Below are 15,025 nucleotides of genomic sequence, written 5' to 3'. Positions count from 1 at the left end.
GCGGGCAGGGTCAGACGGACGGCTCGGCGGCCTTCACCTGGCGCCAGGGGTGCAGCAGGGTGGCGCCCACTTCGCCGGTGGCCGGGAAGGCGGCCGGATCGGCGAGGCCGACGGCGGTGGGCACCCGGCCGGGGCGCCAGGTGAAGCTGCCGAACACGTGGTCCCACAGCGAGAGGTCGGAGGCGTAGTGCCCGGCCTCAGCGAGGTCGGTGCTGTGGTGCAGTCGGTGGAGCTCGGGGCCGGCCAGCAGGTGGCCGAGGAGCCCGAGGCGGACGTCGATGTTCGCGTGAACGAAATACCCCTGCGCAAGAATGAATATTCCGACCACGAACACGGATTCCGCCGAGAAGCCGATCAGCGACAGCAAGAGTTGCACCACGGACTGCGCGACGAACACGTCGAGAATATGGTTCACGCCGTTGTTCGCGACATTCACCTTGTCCGGCACGTGGTGAACGCCGTGCAGGCGCCAGAGCCACCGGTTGTGGTGGGACCAGCGGTGGACGAGGTAGTCGCCGAGCGAGCCGACCAGCAGCGCGAGCGGGATCTCCACGGCGAACGGGAGCGCCGGACGGGCCGCCCCGAGCACCTGCACCAGCGCCGTCACCAGCCCCACCGCGACCGCGCCGCCGACCATGCTCAGCACGAAGTACACGGTGTACCAGCGCAGTTCACGCCCGCTCGGATGCCAGTCGGTCCGGTACGGGATCACCCGCTCCAGTACCGCCAGGTACCCGAGGACGCCGACCAGCACGAGGGGGGAGACCCGGTCGGGCTCCCAGTGGAAGTGCAGTGTGGCGACGGCCGTGCACAGCACCCCCAGGAGCAGAAGCGGATGAGCGAGCCGGCGTGCAATGGCGGACAGCACGCGCCCCCTTGGTTATTCGCGAACTAATGACTGGAAACGTCAGAGACTCTAGCGGGAGCGGTCAGCTGCGGCAGTCATTCGACGTGTTAACGCCATAAATAACCCGATCGGAGGAAGATCCGCGCACGAAGTTGACGCTAGGGCGGCGCGAAAGGGGCGCGTTTGTTCGTAGGCACTGGAGAAACCGGAGCGCAGCGAGGCCGGTTTCGCGCCGGGCGAGGTCGCACGCCCCCCTGTGGCGGGGTGCGGTCCGGACCCGGATCCGGCCACCGGTCCCGCGAGGGCGGCGCGGGTGGCACGGGGCGAGCGCGAACCGGGCGCGCGGGCGTGGGCGAACCGGGCAGCGCGGGCGTGGGCGAACCGGGCAGCGCGGGCGTGGGCAGGGTGGGCAGCGCGGGCGGCGGCGCCCCTCAGGATCCCGCCAGCTCCGCCAGCCGCCACGCCGCGTCCGGCCGGTACGCCGCGAGGCGGTCGCGCAGGCCGCGCAGCTCGTAGCCGACCAGGGCCGGCAGGGCCGCCGCCGGGGCGGTCTCCAGGGCGGGCCCGAGCAGCTGGACGGCCGTCTGCGGGTCGTGCGCGCAGGCGTGGCAGTCCGCCACCCGGACGGTGAACAAGAGCCGGCTGGAGGGGAGCTGGGCCGGGCCGAGCAGGCCGAGCGCGGTCTCGGCGGCGGTCAGCGCACGGCGGGCCAGCCGGGGGTCGTCGACGACCGCGGCGAGATCGCGCAGCGCGGCGGCCGCGCCGGACTCCACCCGCAGCCGCATCGAGGCGATGGAGAGCCAGGGCGCGTCGTCCTCGTCCCGGGCGCCGATGTGGTCCAGGTGCAGCCGGGCGCGGCCGAGGTGCCGGATGGTGGCCCGGACGTCGCCGGTCAGGGCGTGCGCACGGGCCTGGCCGATCTGGCCCATCGCGCCGGCCCAGTGCCGGCCGGGGGCGGCGCGGCCGGTCTCCCGGGCGTAGCCGAGGGCGGCGGCCGGGTCGCCGTCCATCCGGGCGAGGGTGCTCATGTCGCTCAGCGCGGCGACCTGGGTGGCCTGGTCCCCGGCGAGCTCCGCCCAGGCGAGCGCGCGGTCGAAGCAGGCCATCGCGGTGGCGTTGCGGCCGTCCTGCATCCGCAGCGCGCCCGCGGCGTGCGCGTGCTCGGCGGCCAGCCGGGCGAGCGGGCGGCGCTGCGCGGCGGGGGCGGCGGCGAGCCGGGCGAGCACGGCCTGCAAGGTGCGTTCGACGGCGGCGGCCAGGCCCGGCAGGCCGCCGGCCTCGCCGGAACGCAGGTGGGCGGCGAGCAGCCCGGTGAGGGCGTGTGCGGTGGCGGCGTCCAGGGGCGGTGCGGCGGCCGGGTTCGCGGCGCAGAACTCGGCGTGCAGCGCGGCGAGTTCGACCGGGTCGGGGACGTCGCAGCCGTCGGCGCCGTGCAGCGGGCAGAGCAGGCCGTAGTCGGGCAGCCGGGGCGGCGGCTGGGCGGGGGCGCTCCAGCGGGCCGGGCCGCCGGGCCCGTTCACGGCCGCCGTGGGCAGCGGGGGCCGCAGCAGGGCGGGCGCGAGGGGCGCCAGGGAGGGCAGTTCGGCGGTCTCGGCCCGCTGGCAGGCGGCCCGCAAGTCACCGCCCGCACCGAGGAGTTCGTCGATCCGGTCGGCGATCCGGGGAGTGACCCGGCGGGCGCCGTGCTCGATCTTGCTCACCGCGGTGTGGTCGTAGCCGATGCCGGCGCCGAGTTGGGCCTGGGTGAGGCCGGCCCGGCGCCGCCAGTGGCGCAGCCGGGCGCCGAAGTCCCGCCAGGCGCCGAGCTCCTGGGCGGGCGGGGCGACGGGTGGGGACGGAGGTGGGAACGGAGGTGGGAACGGAGGTGCGGACGCCGGTGCCACGGCCACGCGGTTCCGGTGCACGGCTGCCTCCTCCGGTCGCTTCCCCCGGGCCCTCGCCAACCTTCCGACCATCAGGACGGTACTCGATGACACCCGGTCCGTACATGAGGTGGTCTCAACCACTCGGACAAAAGCCCAGCTTGACGGAATTTGCCAACCCTATGCATCGCGTGCACCAGCCATTGACCAGAGCATGACGCCGTGTGAGGGTTCCGGCACCCGAACGCGGACGGCCCGCACGGCCGTCCCCCAGACACGGCCCTGCGGTGCGCCACCAGCCATGCCGTCCGCGGTCGAGGACCCCCACATGCTAGGAGCCTCGATGCAACGCAGAGTTTCCACAGGACGGTTGCTGACCACGGCGACCACCCTGACCGTGCTGGCCGGCATGATCGCCGCCACGGCCGGGCCGGCCACCGCCGCGCCCACCCCCTCTCCCGCACCACCCAGCGCCCTCGCGGCAGCCGTCAACGCCGCCGACGCGGCCGCGGCCGCCGGCCTGGACGCACTGGCCAAGGGCCCCGGCGAGACCTACGAGCGCCGGGCCGTCACCCCCTGGCTCGGCGGCCTCTACTCCGTCGCGTACGACCGCAGCTACCGCGGCCTGCCGGTGGTCGGCGGCGACGCCGTGGTGCTCGCCGACGGCCAGGGCAAGGTCCGCGGCCTCCAGTCGGCCGCCACCGGGCCGGTCGGCGGCTCGATAACCCCGCAGGTCAGCGCGGCGAACGCGGAGAAGACCGCGCGCACCAAGCTGGCCGCGGTGGACTCGGTGGCCGAGCGCCGCCTGGTCGTCCGGGTCAAGGACGGCGCGAGCCGGCTCGCCTGGGAGACCGTCCTCAAGGGCCGTACCGAGAGCGCACCGAGCACGTTGCACGTCTTCGTGGACGCCGCCAGCGGCGAAGTGATCGACAGCTACGACGATGTCCGGGCCGGCACCATCAACAGCAAGTGGAACGGCCCCGGCCCGCTGACCATCAGCACCACCAACTCCGGCGGCTCGTACTCACTGCGCGACCCGAACCGGCCCGGCCTGACCTGCTCCGACTACAGCAGCGGCCAGGTGTTCAGCAAGTCCTCCGACTCCTGGGGCACCGGCAACCCCTCCAGCAAGGAGACCGGCTGCGCCGACGCCATGTGGGCGGCCCAGAAGGAATGGGACATGCTCCGCGACTGGCTCGGTCGCAACGGCCACAACGGCAACGGCGGCAGCTGGCCGGTCAAGGTCGGCCTCAACGACGTCAACGCCTACTGGGACGGCAGCTCCATCTCCATCGGCCACAACCAGAACAACGAGTGGATCGCCGCCCAGGACGTCGTCGGCCACGAGTTCGGCCACGGCATCGACCAGTACACCCCCGGCGGCGCCAACAACGAGAACGGCCTGGGCGAGGGCACCGGCGACATCTTCGGCGCGCTCACCAAGGAGTACGCCAACCAGCCCGCGCCCTACGACTACCCCGACTACCAGGTCGGCCGGCAGGTCAACCTGGTCGGCCAGGGGCCGATCCGCAACCTCTACCAGCCCTCACTGGTCAACAACGACCCGAACTGCTACTCCTCCTCCATCCCCAGCACCGAGGTGCACGCGGCCGCCGGCCCGCTGAACCACTGGTTCTACCTCCTGTCGATGGGCTCCAACCCGGGCGGCGGCAAGCCGTCCAGCCCCACCTGCAACAACTCCTCGGTCACCGGCATCGGCGTCAAGCAGGCCGGCCAGGTCTTCTACGGCGGCATGCTGCTCAAGACCAGCGGCATGACCTACAAGCGGTACCGCACCACCACCCTGACCGCCGCCAAGAACCTCGACCCGACCTGCAACTACTTCACCCGGACCAAGGCCGCCTGGGACGCGATCAGCGTGCCCGCGCAGAGCGGCGACCCGACCTGCACCCCGTCCGGCAACAACGACTTCTCGCTCGCGCTCGGCCCGGCCTCCGGTTCCGTCCAGCCCGGCGCCTCGACCACGGCGACGGTCTCCACCGCCGTCACCTCGGGCACCGCGCAGACCGTCAACCTGACCGCCTCGGGCGCCCCGACCGGGGTCACCGCGACGCTCAACCCCTCCTCCGTGCAGACGGGTTCGTCCGCGACGCTGACCCTGTCGGCCTCCTCGGGCGCCCCGGCCGGGACGTACGTGATCACCGTCACCGGCACCGCCGGCGCGGCCACCCACACCGCCCAGTACACCCTGACCGTCGGCGGCGGGGGCACCCCCGGCGGGCCCGCGCCCGACATCGACGTCGCCAAGGTCCAGGCCCACCTGACCCAGCTGAACACCATCGCCAACCAGAACGGCGGCAACCGCCGGGCCGGCAGCGCCGGGCACAGCCAGTCCGTGGCGTACATCAAGGGCAAGCTGCAGGCCGCCGGCTACACCGTGACCGAGCAGACCTGCACCTCCTGCACCTACCAGTCCAACAACCTGATCGCCGACTGGCCCGGCGGCCCCGCCGACCAGGTCACCATGTTCGGCGCCCACCTGGACAGCGTCTCGGCCGGCCCCGGCATCAACGACAACGGCTCCGGCTCGGCCACCCTGCTGGAGAACGCCCTCGTCCTCGCCCAGCAGAACCCCACCCTGACCCGGCACGTCCGGTTCGCCTGGTGGACCGGTGAGGAGCAGGGCCTCCAGGGCTCGCAGTCCTACGTCGGCCAGCTGAGCTCCACCCAGCGCTCCGCGATCAAGTCCTACTACAACTTCGACATGGTCGGCTCGCCCAACGCCGGCTACTTCATCAACAACATCACCTCCGCCGCCTCCGCACCGATGAAGGCCTACTGGGACTCCCTCAACCTCCAGCCGGAGGAGAACGTCGAGGGCCAGGGCCGCTCGGACGACTACTCCTTCCAGCAGGCCGGCATCCCCACCTCCGGCTACGCGGCCGGCGCCGACGCCGTCAAGACCTCCGGCCAGGCGACCAAGTGGGGCGGCAGCGCGGGCCGTTCGTACGACTCCTGCTACCACCAGTCCTGCGACACCACCAGCAACATCGACCCGACCGCGCTGAACCGCAGCGCCGACGGCGTGGCCTACACCATCTGGAAGACCTCCGTCGGCGGCACCACCCCCGCCAACGACTTCTCCCTCGCGGTGAACCCGGCCACCGCCACCGTCAACCCCGGCGACTCGGCCACCGCGACGGTCTCCACCGCCACCACCTCCGGCTCCGCCCAGACGGTCACCCTGACCGCCTCCGGCGCCCCGGCGGGCGTGACGGTCTCCTTCAGCCCGTCCTCGGTGCAGTCCGGCGCCTCGGCCTCGCTGACCATCGCGACCGCCGCGAACACGGCGGCCGGCACCTACAGCATCACGCTCACCGGCACCGGCACCGCCACCCACAGCACCAGCTTCTCGCTGGTCGTGGGCAACGGCCCGACCAACCCCGGCGGCACCTGGACGCCCGGCACCACCTACCAGGCGGGCGACGTCGTGACCTACAACGGGGTCAGCTACCGCTGCATCCAGGGTCACACCGCCCAGGTCGGCTGGGAGCCGCCCATCGTCCCCGCCCTGTGGCAGGCCGTGTGACCCGTAGGGCACCCGCCTGACACCCCGTAAGCCGCTGCGCCGCGGTCCGTCGAGGGGGACGGATCGCGGCGCAGCTGTGCGCCGGACGCACCCCCGGGCCTCAACCGGGCCTGACCCAGGCCTCAACCGGGCCTCACCCAGGGTGGAAGGTCACCCGGACGTTGGTGTCGAGCGGCAGGACCAGGACGTTGCCGGTGTCCCAGGTCCAGTCGCGCGGGATGAGGACCATCCGGGCGCCGGACTGCGCCAGCAGCCGGAACCCGTGGTAGCGGTAGCGGAAGCGCTGCCCCTGCCCGGCGTCGGCCAACGCGTACTCCTGCACCGCGGGCCAGCCCAGGTAGAGGCGTTCCGTGGTGTCCACGATCATCGCCGGGCGCTGGTAGAGCCGCGCACTCAACCGGCGGGCGTCCTCCGTCCCCTTCGCGTGGGCGTACCCGGTGGCCGCCCAGAACGAGCACAGCACGACGATCGCCACGGTCACGGCGACGGCCGCGCGCTCGCCCGGGAGCGGGTACGGGCTCCCGGTGACGCGCGCGAACAGCAACCGGGCCAGCACGGCGAGCAGCAGGGCACCGCCGATCAGCAGCGGGACGGCGTACTGGCCGAGGTCGATCGCCCCGAAGCCGGCGAGGAAACCCAGGACCAGCAACGGGGCCACGGCCGCCGCGATCAGCACGCAGGCCGGGCGGACCCAGCGCGAGGCGCCCCGCCTGGTCGCGAGGTGGTAGGCGAGCGCGACCAGCAGCACCCCGAAGAGCAGGCCCCCGACCGGGAGGTAAAGCGCTGGGGAGCCGCGGAGCAGGAGGTCCGGCGTCCCGAAGCCGAGCGTGGCGGCGTCCAGCCCGAAGTAGTGGTAGAAGGAGTCGGTGTAGGCGAAACCGAGGAAGAAGACCAACGCGGTCACGAAGGTGGTCGGGCCGAGGACCGAGGCCAGGAAGCCGACCCAGTTGAACCGGGGAGCCTCCGGCGGCTTCGGTTCGCCGTCGGCCGGCTCCCCCGCCGTCCACCCGCTCAGGGTGTGCTCCCGGTGGGAGTTCCGGTACCGCCTCCGCCGGTCGGGAGCCCGGTGCCGCCGCTGTTCGGGGTCCCGGTGCCGCCGCCTCCCTCCGAGCCCTTGATCAGGCCCTCGGCCCTGATGTACCTGCTCTCGCCGTCGACGGTCACGGTCAGACAGAGCGGCCGCCCGGTCGCACTGCCGGTCGCCAGGACGAACTGCTGCGGCGCGCTGCGGCCCCCGGTCACGGTGACCTCCTTGCTCGGCGGCGTCGCGGGCGCGGCACCCTCCGAGCAGTCGGTGACCTGGCTGAGGACGGCCGTGAAGGTCTTGGTGGACGTGCTCCGCAGCGTCACGGAGGCGTAGACCCCGACACCCGTGGCGGACGCCGACACCTCACCCGCGTCCGCGAACCCCCCGCCGCCCCCGCCCCCCTTGGTCCGCGCGTCCTCCGTCCCACCCGGGCCGCCGTTCTGACCCGACGAGCCGCCGTTCTGACCCGACGAGCCGCCGTTCTGACCTGACGAGCCGCCTCCACCCTGGCCGGTCGGGACGGTGGCGGTGCCGCCTCCCCCACCGCCTCCACCGGAGCAGGCCGCGAGGGCCGGGACGAGCAGGGCGCCTGCCAGCCATCGGGCCGCTCGCCCCGTCGCGCCGCCTTCGAGGTGCCTGGTCCCGGACATGCGTTCTCCCATCCGCGCAGCGAGCCGGGGCCGACCGGCCCCGCCGCACCGTACCGGTTCGCACACGGTGTGCCGGCTGCCGCGCGGGCGGCGGCCGGCCGGGAAACCCGTTCGGCGCAGCCCTGGCCCGGAGTCCGTAGAGTCGGAGCCGACGGACCGTCAGCCGCCCCGAGGAGAACACCCGTGACCACCGACACCCGCCCCGTACCGGAGCTGGCCGCCGAGGCCGTCGAGCAGTGGCGCACCGAGGAGGCCGACCTCATCGACCTGCTCGCCCGGGCGCAGCGCGGCATCGGCGGCATCGCCGCCTTCCGGCTCGGCCCCACGCCCACCGTGCTGGTCACCGACCCGGCCGCCGTACAGCACGTGCTCGGCCGCCACCCCGACCGCTACGTCAAGCGCTCGCACCGCGCGCGGATGCTGGTCGGCGACGGCGTGCTCTCCGCCACCGGAGACGCCTGGAAACGCCAACGACGGCTGCTGCAGTCCCAGTTCACCGGCACCGGGATGCGCCGCTACGAGCAGCGGATCGCCGCCGCCGCCCGCCGGACAGCCGACCGCTGGGAGGGCTACGCGCGCACCGGCGAGACCTTCGACCTCGGCGAGGAGATGCGCGGATTCGCCCTCGACACCGTCTGGCGGGCCCTCACCGGGCTGCCGCTGGACGACCGCACCGACCATGAACTCCGCTCCGTCGAACGGGTGGTGGCGGCCATGCCAACCCTACCCACGGACGCCGGGGACGCCCGGGACGCCGTCGCCGCCGACCTCGCCCGGATCGACGCCGTCGCACTGGCCGCCATCGACGCGGCCCGCTCGGCGACCGACGTCGAGGAGCCCGGCGTGCTGCGGGTCCTGCTCGACGCCGCGGCCCAACACCCCGAGTACACCGACCGGTTGATCCGCGACGAACTCGTCACCCTGCTCGTCGCCGGGCACGAGACCACCGCCACCACCCTCACCTGGCTCTTCCTCCTCCTCGACCGCCACCCCGAGGCGCGCGGCGCGGACCCGCAGGCCCTGGTCAGCGAGGCCCTGCGGCTCTACCCCCCGGCCTGGCTGCTCCCCCGGCACGCCGTCGAGGACGACGTGATCGACGGCCACCGCATCGCCGCCGGCACCGACGTCCTGGTCTGCCCCTACCTCACCCACCGCGACCCGGCCCTGTGGCCCGACCCCGAACGCTTCGACCCCGCCCGCTTCACCGCCACCGGCGCCCGCCCCACCCAGCTCGGCGCGTACCTCCCCTTCGGCCTCGGCGCCCGCGCCTGCCTCGGCACCCAGTTCGCCGTCCGCGAGACCACCGCGCTGCTCGAACTCCTGCTGCCCGCCCACACCGTGCGGTTCCGCTCCGTACCGACCGGCTCCGCCTACAGCATCACCGTGCGACCCGACGGGCCGACGCCGGCGGTGCTGAGCTAACCGGTCCCGGTCGCGGGCGGGAGGAAGTCGTCGGCCAGCTCCTCGCCGGCGAGGGCGGCGTCGACGCGGGCGTCGATGTGCGCGTGGGTCACCGGGCAGTCCAGCGGGCGGTCGCGGTGGCAGTCGAGCATGTGGGTCAGGACGGCCGCGGCGCGCTCCAGGCGGCGGGCGCGGGCCGTCATCCCGTCCCGCTGCGCCGCCAGCAGCGCCTTCCGCTCCCCCGCCTGCTCGCTCGCCATCACGGCGGCCGTCCCGGCGAGCGGGATCATGCCGTCCACGTGCCAGAGCTGGACCAGGGCGAGGCGTTCCAGCGCCGCCCGGTCGTACTGGCGCACCCGGCCGCGGCGGGCGGCGGGGGCGATCAGGCCGCAGTCCTCGTAGTAGCGCAGGGCGGGGACGGAGAGGCCGAAGGCCTTCGCGACCTCGGTGATCGAGTAGAGCTGCTCCACGCGTCGCCTCCTTCACGGTTCACGGCCGGCGGGTTGCACTCAAGCGCACTTGAGCGTGAAAGCTTAGGCAAGCCTAACTTCCTGCCGCAGCGAAGGGTTCACCGCTCATGCCGCTCAGCACCGCCTCCGCCCCCAGCCGGACCTCCCCCGGCCGCGCCGCCCCCGCCTCCGGCGCGCTGCTCGTCGTCGGCTTCATCCTGCTCAGCCTCAACACCCGGGTCGCGTTCGGGCAGGTCGGACCGCTCGCGCCGGTCGCCGGCTGGGGCCAGGGCACCGTCACCGTGCTCGGGCTGCTGCCCCCGCTGTGCATGGGCCTGTTCGCCCCGCTCGGCGCCCTCGCCCGGCGGCGGATCGGCGAGGAGCGCGGGCTGTTCTGGGCGAGCGTGCTGCTCGTCGCCGGAGCGCTGCTGCGCATGGCGGGCCTGCCCGGGCTCTACGCGGGGACGGTGCTGGTGGGCATCGCGGTGGCGGTCGTCAACGTGCTGATCCCGGTGTTCGTCCGGGCCCGCTTCGCACCCCGGCGGATCGGCACCATGATGGGCGTCTACGCCCTCGCGATGGGCACCGGGTCGGCCGTGGTCGCCGCCCTGGTCGCGCCGGTCGCCGACGCGTGGTCCTGGCGGGCCGCGATCGGCCTCGCCGTCCTCCCGGCCGTCCTCGCGGCGGCGGGCATGGCGCCGCAGCTGCGGGTGGAACGACGGATACCGGCCGCCGCCGCGCCGGTGCACCGCCGGCCCGTCGGCCGCACCGCGCTCGCCTGGAGCCTCACCGCCTTCTTCGGCATCCAGACCCTGGTCTTCTACGCCACCCTCGCCTGGCTGCCCTCGATCCTGGTCGACGCCGGCCTCAGCCGCACCGCCGCCGGCACCGACCAGGCCGTCCTCATCCTCGGCCTCGCCATCGGCGGCTTCCTCGCCCCCGTCCTCGCCGCCGCCCGCGCCGACCAGCGGCCGCACCTGCTCGCCGTGGTGGCCGTCTGCGTCCTCGGCCTGCTCGGCGTCGTACTCGCCCCCACCACCGGCGCTCCGCTCTGGGCCGGCATCCTCGGCATCGGCATGGGCGGCGGCCAGGCCCTGGCCGCCGTGCTCTTCGCCCGCCGGGGCACCGACCACGACCACGTCGCCGCGCTCTCCACCATGGCCCAGACCTGCGGCTACCTCCTCGCCGCCACCGGCCCCGCCCTCACCGCCGCCCTCCACACCGCCACCGGCTCCTGGACGGCCCCGCTGCTGACCCTGGTCGGCCTGCTCCTGGCCGGCTCCGTCCTCAGCCTGCGCGCCGGCCACGACGCCCGGCCGTGACCGGCGTGCCTCCGCACCCCCGGCACCTGCATCCCTCGATACTCCGGTAGACCCGTACGAGAGGACGCCGATGGAATTCCTGGTCGACATGGTGACCACCGTCCCGGACGGAACCACCGAGGAGGCGATCGCCGACATCCGGGCCCGCGAGGCACGGCGGTCGGGCGAACTCGCCGCCCAGGGCACCCTGTTGCGGCTCTGGCGCCCGCCACTCGCCCCCGGCGAATGGCGCACCTGGGGCCTGTTCAACGCCCCCGACGAGGAGCGGTTGGAGCAGGTGCTCACCTCCATGCCGCTACGGGTCTGGCGCCAGGACACCGTCACCCCGCTCTCCCCCCACCCCAACGACCCCGGCCTCCCGGAAGGCACCTGATGAACGACGAAACCGTCCTGCGTGCCGTCCTCGACCGCTGGAAGGCCGCCGTCGACGCCCACCAGCCCGAACAGGTCGCCGACTGCTTCACCGAGGACGCGATCTTCCAGGGCCTCCACCCGTACACCGTCGGGCGCACCGGCATCGCCGAGTACTACGCCTCCCAGCCGCCCGGCATGACCGCCGCCTACAACGTCCTGGAGACCCGCCGCCTCACCGACGACCTCCTGCTCGGGTACCTGGGCGTCGACTTCGCCTTCCCCGACCGCCCCACCCTCACCGTCAACCTCGGCGTCCTGCTGCGCCGGTCGGCCGACAGCTGGTCCATCGCCCACTACCAGGTCTCGCTGCTGCCCTGAGCTGCGCTGCCACGCTCCATCGCCGCGCTCCGTCGGGCCGGTAAGAGCAACCCGACAGGAACAAAGATCGTCTGACCGCCCCCAGGGGCAGTCCAGGGTTGTTATCAGGGTGATCACCGATGGGCAACGGCAGCTGGACGCAGCAGAGTTGACGAGGTCAACAAGTCCGTCAACGCCGCCCCGGAGAAACCCCGATGAGCATCCGTCTCGCCGTCACCACCCTCGCCCTGGCCACCGCCCTCACCACCGGCGCGGCTCTGCCGGCGGCCGCCGCCACACCTGCTTCCAACGCCCCGGCGCTGGTGAACCCGACCGTCCAGGGCATCCTCGACCACCTGCCCGACGCCGTCGTTGCGGGCGCGCTCATCAGGCAGGACGGCGTGGACGCCACCGCCGGCCCGGTCACCGCCGGCGCCTACCTCCGGATCGGCAGCGTCACCAAGGTGTTCACCAACACCGTGGCTCTCCAACTCGTCGCCGAGCACCGGATCGACCTGGACACACCGGCACGGCAGTACGTCCCCGAGGTGCTGCCCGAGGCGTACGACCGCGTCACCGTGCGCCAGCTCCTCGACCACACGAGCGGCCTGCCCAAGCCCGCCCGGACTCCCAGCCCGGACGACGGACCCGGATGGCAGCTCAAGTCCGTGACGCCCGAAGACCTCCTGCGTGCCTCGTTCGCCACAGCCACCGACGTGCCGCCCGCACCCCCTGCCGAGCAGCAGTACAACGGGCTCAACTCCCTGGTCCTCGGCCTGATCGTCGAGAAGGTCACCGGCCACTCCCTCACCACCGAGCTGGAGCACAGGATCATCCGGCCGCTGCACCTGAGCCACACCAGCCTGCCCGCCGCCGACGACCCCACCATCCCCTCGCCCCACACGGAGGTGTACCTCGACGGACAGGACGTGACCGAGCAGAGCCCGTACCCGTGGGCCGAGGGAGGCATCATCTCCACCGCCGCCGACCTGGACCACTTCATCACCGCGCTGTTCCGGGGCCGCCTGCTCCCGCCCGCCCAGCAGAAGCTGGTGTTCGAGGTGCCGAACGTGCCGAACGCCGCCGACAACACGAACTGCGTCGGCCAAACGGCCTGCTACAGCATCGGCGGGCTCATGCGCTACCAACTCCCGAACGGCGAGTACGCCTGGGGCAAGACCGGCTCCCGCCCCGGCTGGGACAACGGCGTCTTCGCCACCCGCGACCTCCGACACCGCGTGGTGTACTCCCTCAACCCGACGGGGACCGGCAACGACCTCCCCTACATCAAGGCACTCGTCAACGCCGCACTCGCCGGCTGACAGCCGGAACCGTCCGGTGCACGGCGCGCAACGCCCGAGGCCCAGGCAACCCGGCGAACCCTCCCGGTCGAGACGGGGGCGTCATCAGCATCCAGGACGGAAACCACCGCCTGGGCGCGGCCACCAAGTTGGGCCACGCCTACGCCCCCTGCAAGATCGTCTGAACGCCAATCCCTCTGCCGCCTCGACGGTGCTCCCGGCCCGCCGAGCAACCAGCTCGGCGGGCCGGTCGGCCACGCCAACCGGTGGCCATCAACGGTCACGCCCTGCGGCGAATCCCGCCACCAAGGCAGCAGCGATGACCACCCACCACACGAGCCGGGCGGCAACGGCGGCACCTCCCATCGAGGCACCAGGGGTGAACGGCGACGGCATTTACGCCACCGCCCGCAGCGAGGGCGGCCGCGCGGACCGGCGCCAATCAGGCACTCAGCAAGGTGGACAAAACGATCAGCGGCGGCGTCCAACGACGTCTCTACAGCCTCGCCGCCGACTACACCGCCACGGCCGGGTTCTCCTGCATCGACGACCGCCGTTTGGACGACGCCGAGCGGTATTTCGAGACGGCTCTGCGCCTCGCCAGTCTCGGAAACGACCACGTGACCGCGATGCGAGTCTTCAACTGCCTCTCCATGGTGGGCTATCAACGCAACAGGCTGTCGGCCGCCCTGTCAGCCGCCCGAGCCGCCCAGGACGCCGGGGCAACCCGCCGCGACCCGTTCCTCGCCTCCCTCGCGCACGCCCACGCCGCGATTGCCCACTCCACCGCGGGCGACCGGCAGGCCGCCCTGCGCTGCCTCGGACACGCCCGTGATGTGCTGGGCCGCGCGGACAGCCGCGAGCGTCCGCCGTGGACCGACTTCTACGGGCCGGCCGAACTGTTCGCGCTGAGTGCTGTCGTCCATCAGCACCTCGACGACAGCGCAGAGTCCGAGAGCGCATCACACCGTGCCCTGGCCGGGATCCCCCCACAGTTCCGCCGCAACCGTGCGTCCGCCACCGCCCACCTCGCGCTTGCCCAGCTCGGACAGGGAGAAGTCGAACAGGCCATCGTCACCGCCACCGGCGTGTACGCCCTGATGGGCGCCGACCAGCTTCCGCCGAGGCTGCGCACTCTCCTCGGCGACTTCCACCGCGGCCTGATCACCCTGGCACCGACCTCGGCGGCTACGCGAGAGTGGACCGACCGAGTCCACGCCCAGGGAGACACCCAGTGACGATAGCCCTCCGCCGCTACGAGGCCGGCAGCATTCCCGCCGACCACGCACAGTTGCTCATCGACGTCCACGCGGACGCCTATCGGGAGCAAGCCGACGACCCCTTCGTCCAGCGCTTCCCCTGGTTCGCCAAACACTGGACGTCCCGGCCGGGCTACAGCTGTGTCATGGCCTACGACGCCGACGAGCCGGTCGGCTACTCCTACGGCGCCCCGCTGGAAGACGGCCGCGAGTGGTGGCGCCCCCACATGCCGCCGCCCGCCGACACGTCGACGTTCGCCGTGTCCGAGGTCATGGTGCGCCCCGACTGGCGGAAGCTCGGCATCGCCGAGCAGACACACAATGCACTGCTGTCCGAGCGGGCCGAGGCGCTGGCCGTGCTCTACGTCGACGTCACCCACCCTCGTGTCCTGGCACTGTACGAACGCTGGGCATACAAAAAGGTCGGCGAGCACCGTCCGTTCGAAGACGCCCCGCTCTACGCCGTCATGGTCCGCGCCCTTCGGTAGCCCGGGCAGTCCGTACCGCCGCGCAGCAGCAACGGGCCGACACCAGGCCGCCGCCGTGCAGGCCGGTCGCGACGCGGCCCGCCCGCCCCGGGCGGGGGGGGGCCCGGGGGGCGGCGGCCGGCTGTAAAAGTGGTGCCCGCCCCGGCGTTTGCTGCGGC

13 protein-coding genes are annotated in these 15,025 nt (G+C 73.2%); 8 read left to right on the top strand and 5 right to left on the bottom strand.

The genetic code is table 11. The features are described from left to right. Positions 1-10: 10 nt before the first annotated feature. Together ACFV61_RS17390 and ACFV61_RS17385 are read right to left on the bottom strand one after the other, a co-directional pair. Positions 11-868, bottom strand: coding sequence for a sterol desaturase family protein (locus tag ACFV61_RS17390; RefSeq protein ID WP_380492466.1), 858 nt, complete (start codon positions 866-868; stop codon positions 11-13). Positions 869-1,278: 410 nt separating this feature from the next. Then, entirely contained in the window at positions 1,279-2,751 is a 1,473-nt protein-coding gene (locus ACFV61_RS17385; protein ID WP_380492464.1) for a helix-turn-helix domain-containing protein, read from the bottom strand. 301 nt (positions 2,752-3,052) lie between these two features. Here ACFV61_RS17385 and ACFV61_RS17380 point away from each other — a divergent pair, with 301 nt between their 5' ends. Beyond that, a complete protein-coding gene (locus ACFV61_RS17380) occupies positions 3,053-6,259 on the top strand; it encodes a M28 family peptidase (RefSeq protein ID WP_380423630.1) in 3,207 nt (1,068 codons plus the stop codon). A gap of 133 nt (positions 6,260-6,392) precedes the next feature. Here the strand turns inward: ACFV61_RS17380 and ACFV61_RS17375 are convergent, their stop codons facing one another. Together ACFV61_RS17375 and ACFV61_RS17370 are read right to left on the bottom strand one after the other, a co-directional pair. Continuing rightward, positions 6,393-7,163, bottom strand: coding sequence for a hypothetical protein (locus ACFV61_RS17375; protein ID WP_063346385.1), 771 nt, complete (start codon positions 7,161-7,163; stop codon positions 6,393-6,395). A gap of 107 nt (positions 7,164-7,270) precedes the next feature. Next, on the bottom strand, positions 7,271-7,936 hold the full coding sequence (locus ACFV61_RS17370) for a hypothetical protein (RefSeq protein ID WP_380423628.1): 666 nt from the start codon (positions 7,934-7,936) through the stop codon (positions 7,271-7,273). 183 nt (positions 7,937-8,119) lie between these two features. Here ACFV61_RS17370 and ACFV61_RS17365 point away from each other — a divergent pair, with 183 nt between their 5' ends. Next, a complete protein-coding gene (locus ACFV61_RS17365; RefSeq protein ID WP_380492462.1) occupies positions 8,120-9,358 on the top strand; it encodes a cytochrome P450 in 1,239 nt (412 codons plus the stop codon). Here ACFV61_RS17365 and ACFV61_RS17360 read toward each other — a convergent pair. After that, positions 9,355-9,807 carry a MerR family transcriptional regulator gene (locus tag ACFV61_RS17360; protein ID WP_380492460.1) on the bottom strand — a complete coding sequence of 151 codons (453 nt, stop codon included), beginning with the start codon at positions 9,805-9,807 and terminating at the stop codon, positions 9,355-9,357. The two genes, ACFV61_RS17365 and ACFV61_RS17360, sit on opposite strands and share 4 nt — an antisense overlap. Positions 9,808-9,914: 107 nt before the next feature. Here ACFV61_RS17360 and ACFV61_RS17355 point away from each other — a divergent pair, with 107 nt between their 5' ends. The 6 genes from ACFV61_RS17355 to ACFV61_RS17330 all read left to right on the top strand — a co-directional run bounded on the left by ACFV61_RS17355 (position 9,915) and on the right by ACFV61_RS17330 (position 14,867). Further along, positions 9,915-11,108 carry an MFS transporter gene (locus ACFV61_RS17355; protein WP_380492458.1) on the top strand — a complete coding sequence of 398 codons (1,194 nt, stop codon included), beginning with the start codon at positions 9,915-9,917 and terminating at the stop codon, positions 11,106-11,108. A gap of 70 nt (positions 11,109-11,178) precedes the next feature. Continuing rightward, positions 11,179-11,481 (top strand): muconolactone Delta-isomerase family protein, encoded by a 303-nt coding sequence (locus ACFV61_RS17350; protein ID WP_380492456.1) that lies wholly within the window; start codon positions 11,179-11,181, stop codon positions 11,479-11,481. Continuing rightward, complete coding sequence (locus ACFV61_RS17345; RefSeq protein ID WP_380492454.1) at positions 11,481-11,840, top strand: SgcJ/EcaC family oxidoreductase; 360 nt, start codon at positions 11,481-11,483, stop codon at positions 11,838-11,840. Before ACFV61_RS17350 ends, ACFV61_RS17345 begins: the two co-directional genes overlap by 1 nt. Before the next feature lie 194 nt (positions 11,841-12,034). Beyond that, positions 12,035-13,141, top strand: coding sequence for a serine hydrolase domain-containing protein (locus ACFV61_RS17340; protein WP_380492452.1), 1,107 nt, complete (start codon positions 12,035-12,037; stop codon positions 13,139-13,141). Positions 13,142-13,578: 437 nt separating this feature from the next. Beyond that, a complete protein-coding gene (locus ACFV61_RS17335; RefSeq protein WP_380492451.1) occupies positions 13,579-14,358 on the top strand; it encodes a hypothetical protein in 780 nt (259 codons plus the stop codon). Beyond that, on the top strand, positions 14,355-14,867 hold the full coding sequence (locus ACFV61_RS17330; RefSeq protein ID WP_380492450.1) for a GNAT family N-acetyltransferase: 513 nt from the start codon (positions 14,355-14,357) through the stop codon (positions 14,865-14,867). The genes ACFV61_RS17335 and ACFV61_RS17330 overlap by 4 nt, the downstream gene beginning before the upstream one ends. Positions 14,868-15,025 lie beyond the last annotated feature (158 nt).

The organism is Kitasatospora sp. NPDC059817, assembly GCF_042731835.1.
Lineage (GTDB): Bacteria > Actinomycetota > Actinomycetes > Streptomycetales > Streptomycetaceae > Kitasatospora.
Note: the sequence above shows the minus strand (reverse complement) of the source record. Positions and strands in the feature narration are given on the sequence as shown.

Bases quoted from the DNA above. Each gene is read 5' to 3' on its own strand.
- ACFV61_RS17380 (WP_380423630.1), top strand. From the start codon at position 3,053: ATGCAACGCAGAGTTTCCACAGGACGGTTGCTGACCACGGCGACCACC.
- ACFV61_RS17370 (WP_380423628.1), bottom strand. From the start codon at position 7,936: ATGTCCGGGACCAGGCACCTCGAAGGCGGCGCGACGGGGCGAGCGGCC.
- ACFV61_RS17355 (WP_380492458.1), top strand. From the start codon at position 9,915: ATGCCGCTCAGCACCGCCTCCGCCCCCAGCCGGACCTCCCCCGGCCGC.
- ACFV61_RS17350 (WP_380492456.1), top strand. From the start codon at position 11,179: ATGGAATTCCTGGTCGACATGGTGACCACCGTCCCGGACGGAACCACC.
- ACFV61_RS17345 (WP_380492454.1), top strand. From the start codon at position 11,481: ATGAACGACGAAACCGTCCTGCGTGCCGTCCTCGACCGCTGGAAGGCC.
- ACFV61_RS17340 (WP_380492452.1), top strand. From the start codon at position 12,035: ATGAGCATCCGTCTCGCCGTCACCACCCTCGCCCTGGCCACCGCCCTC.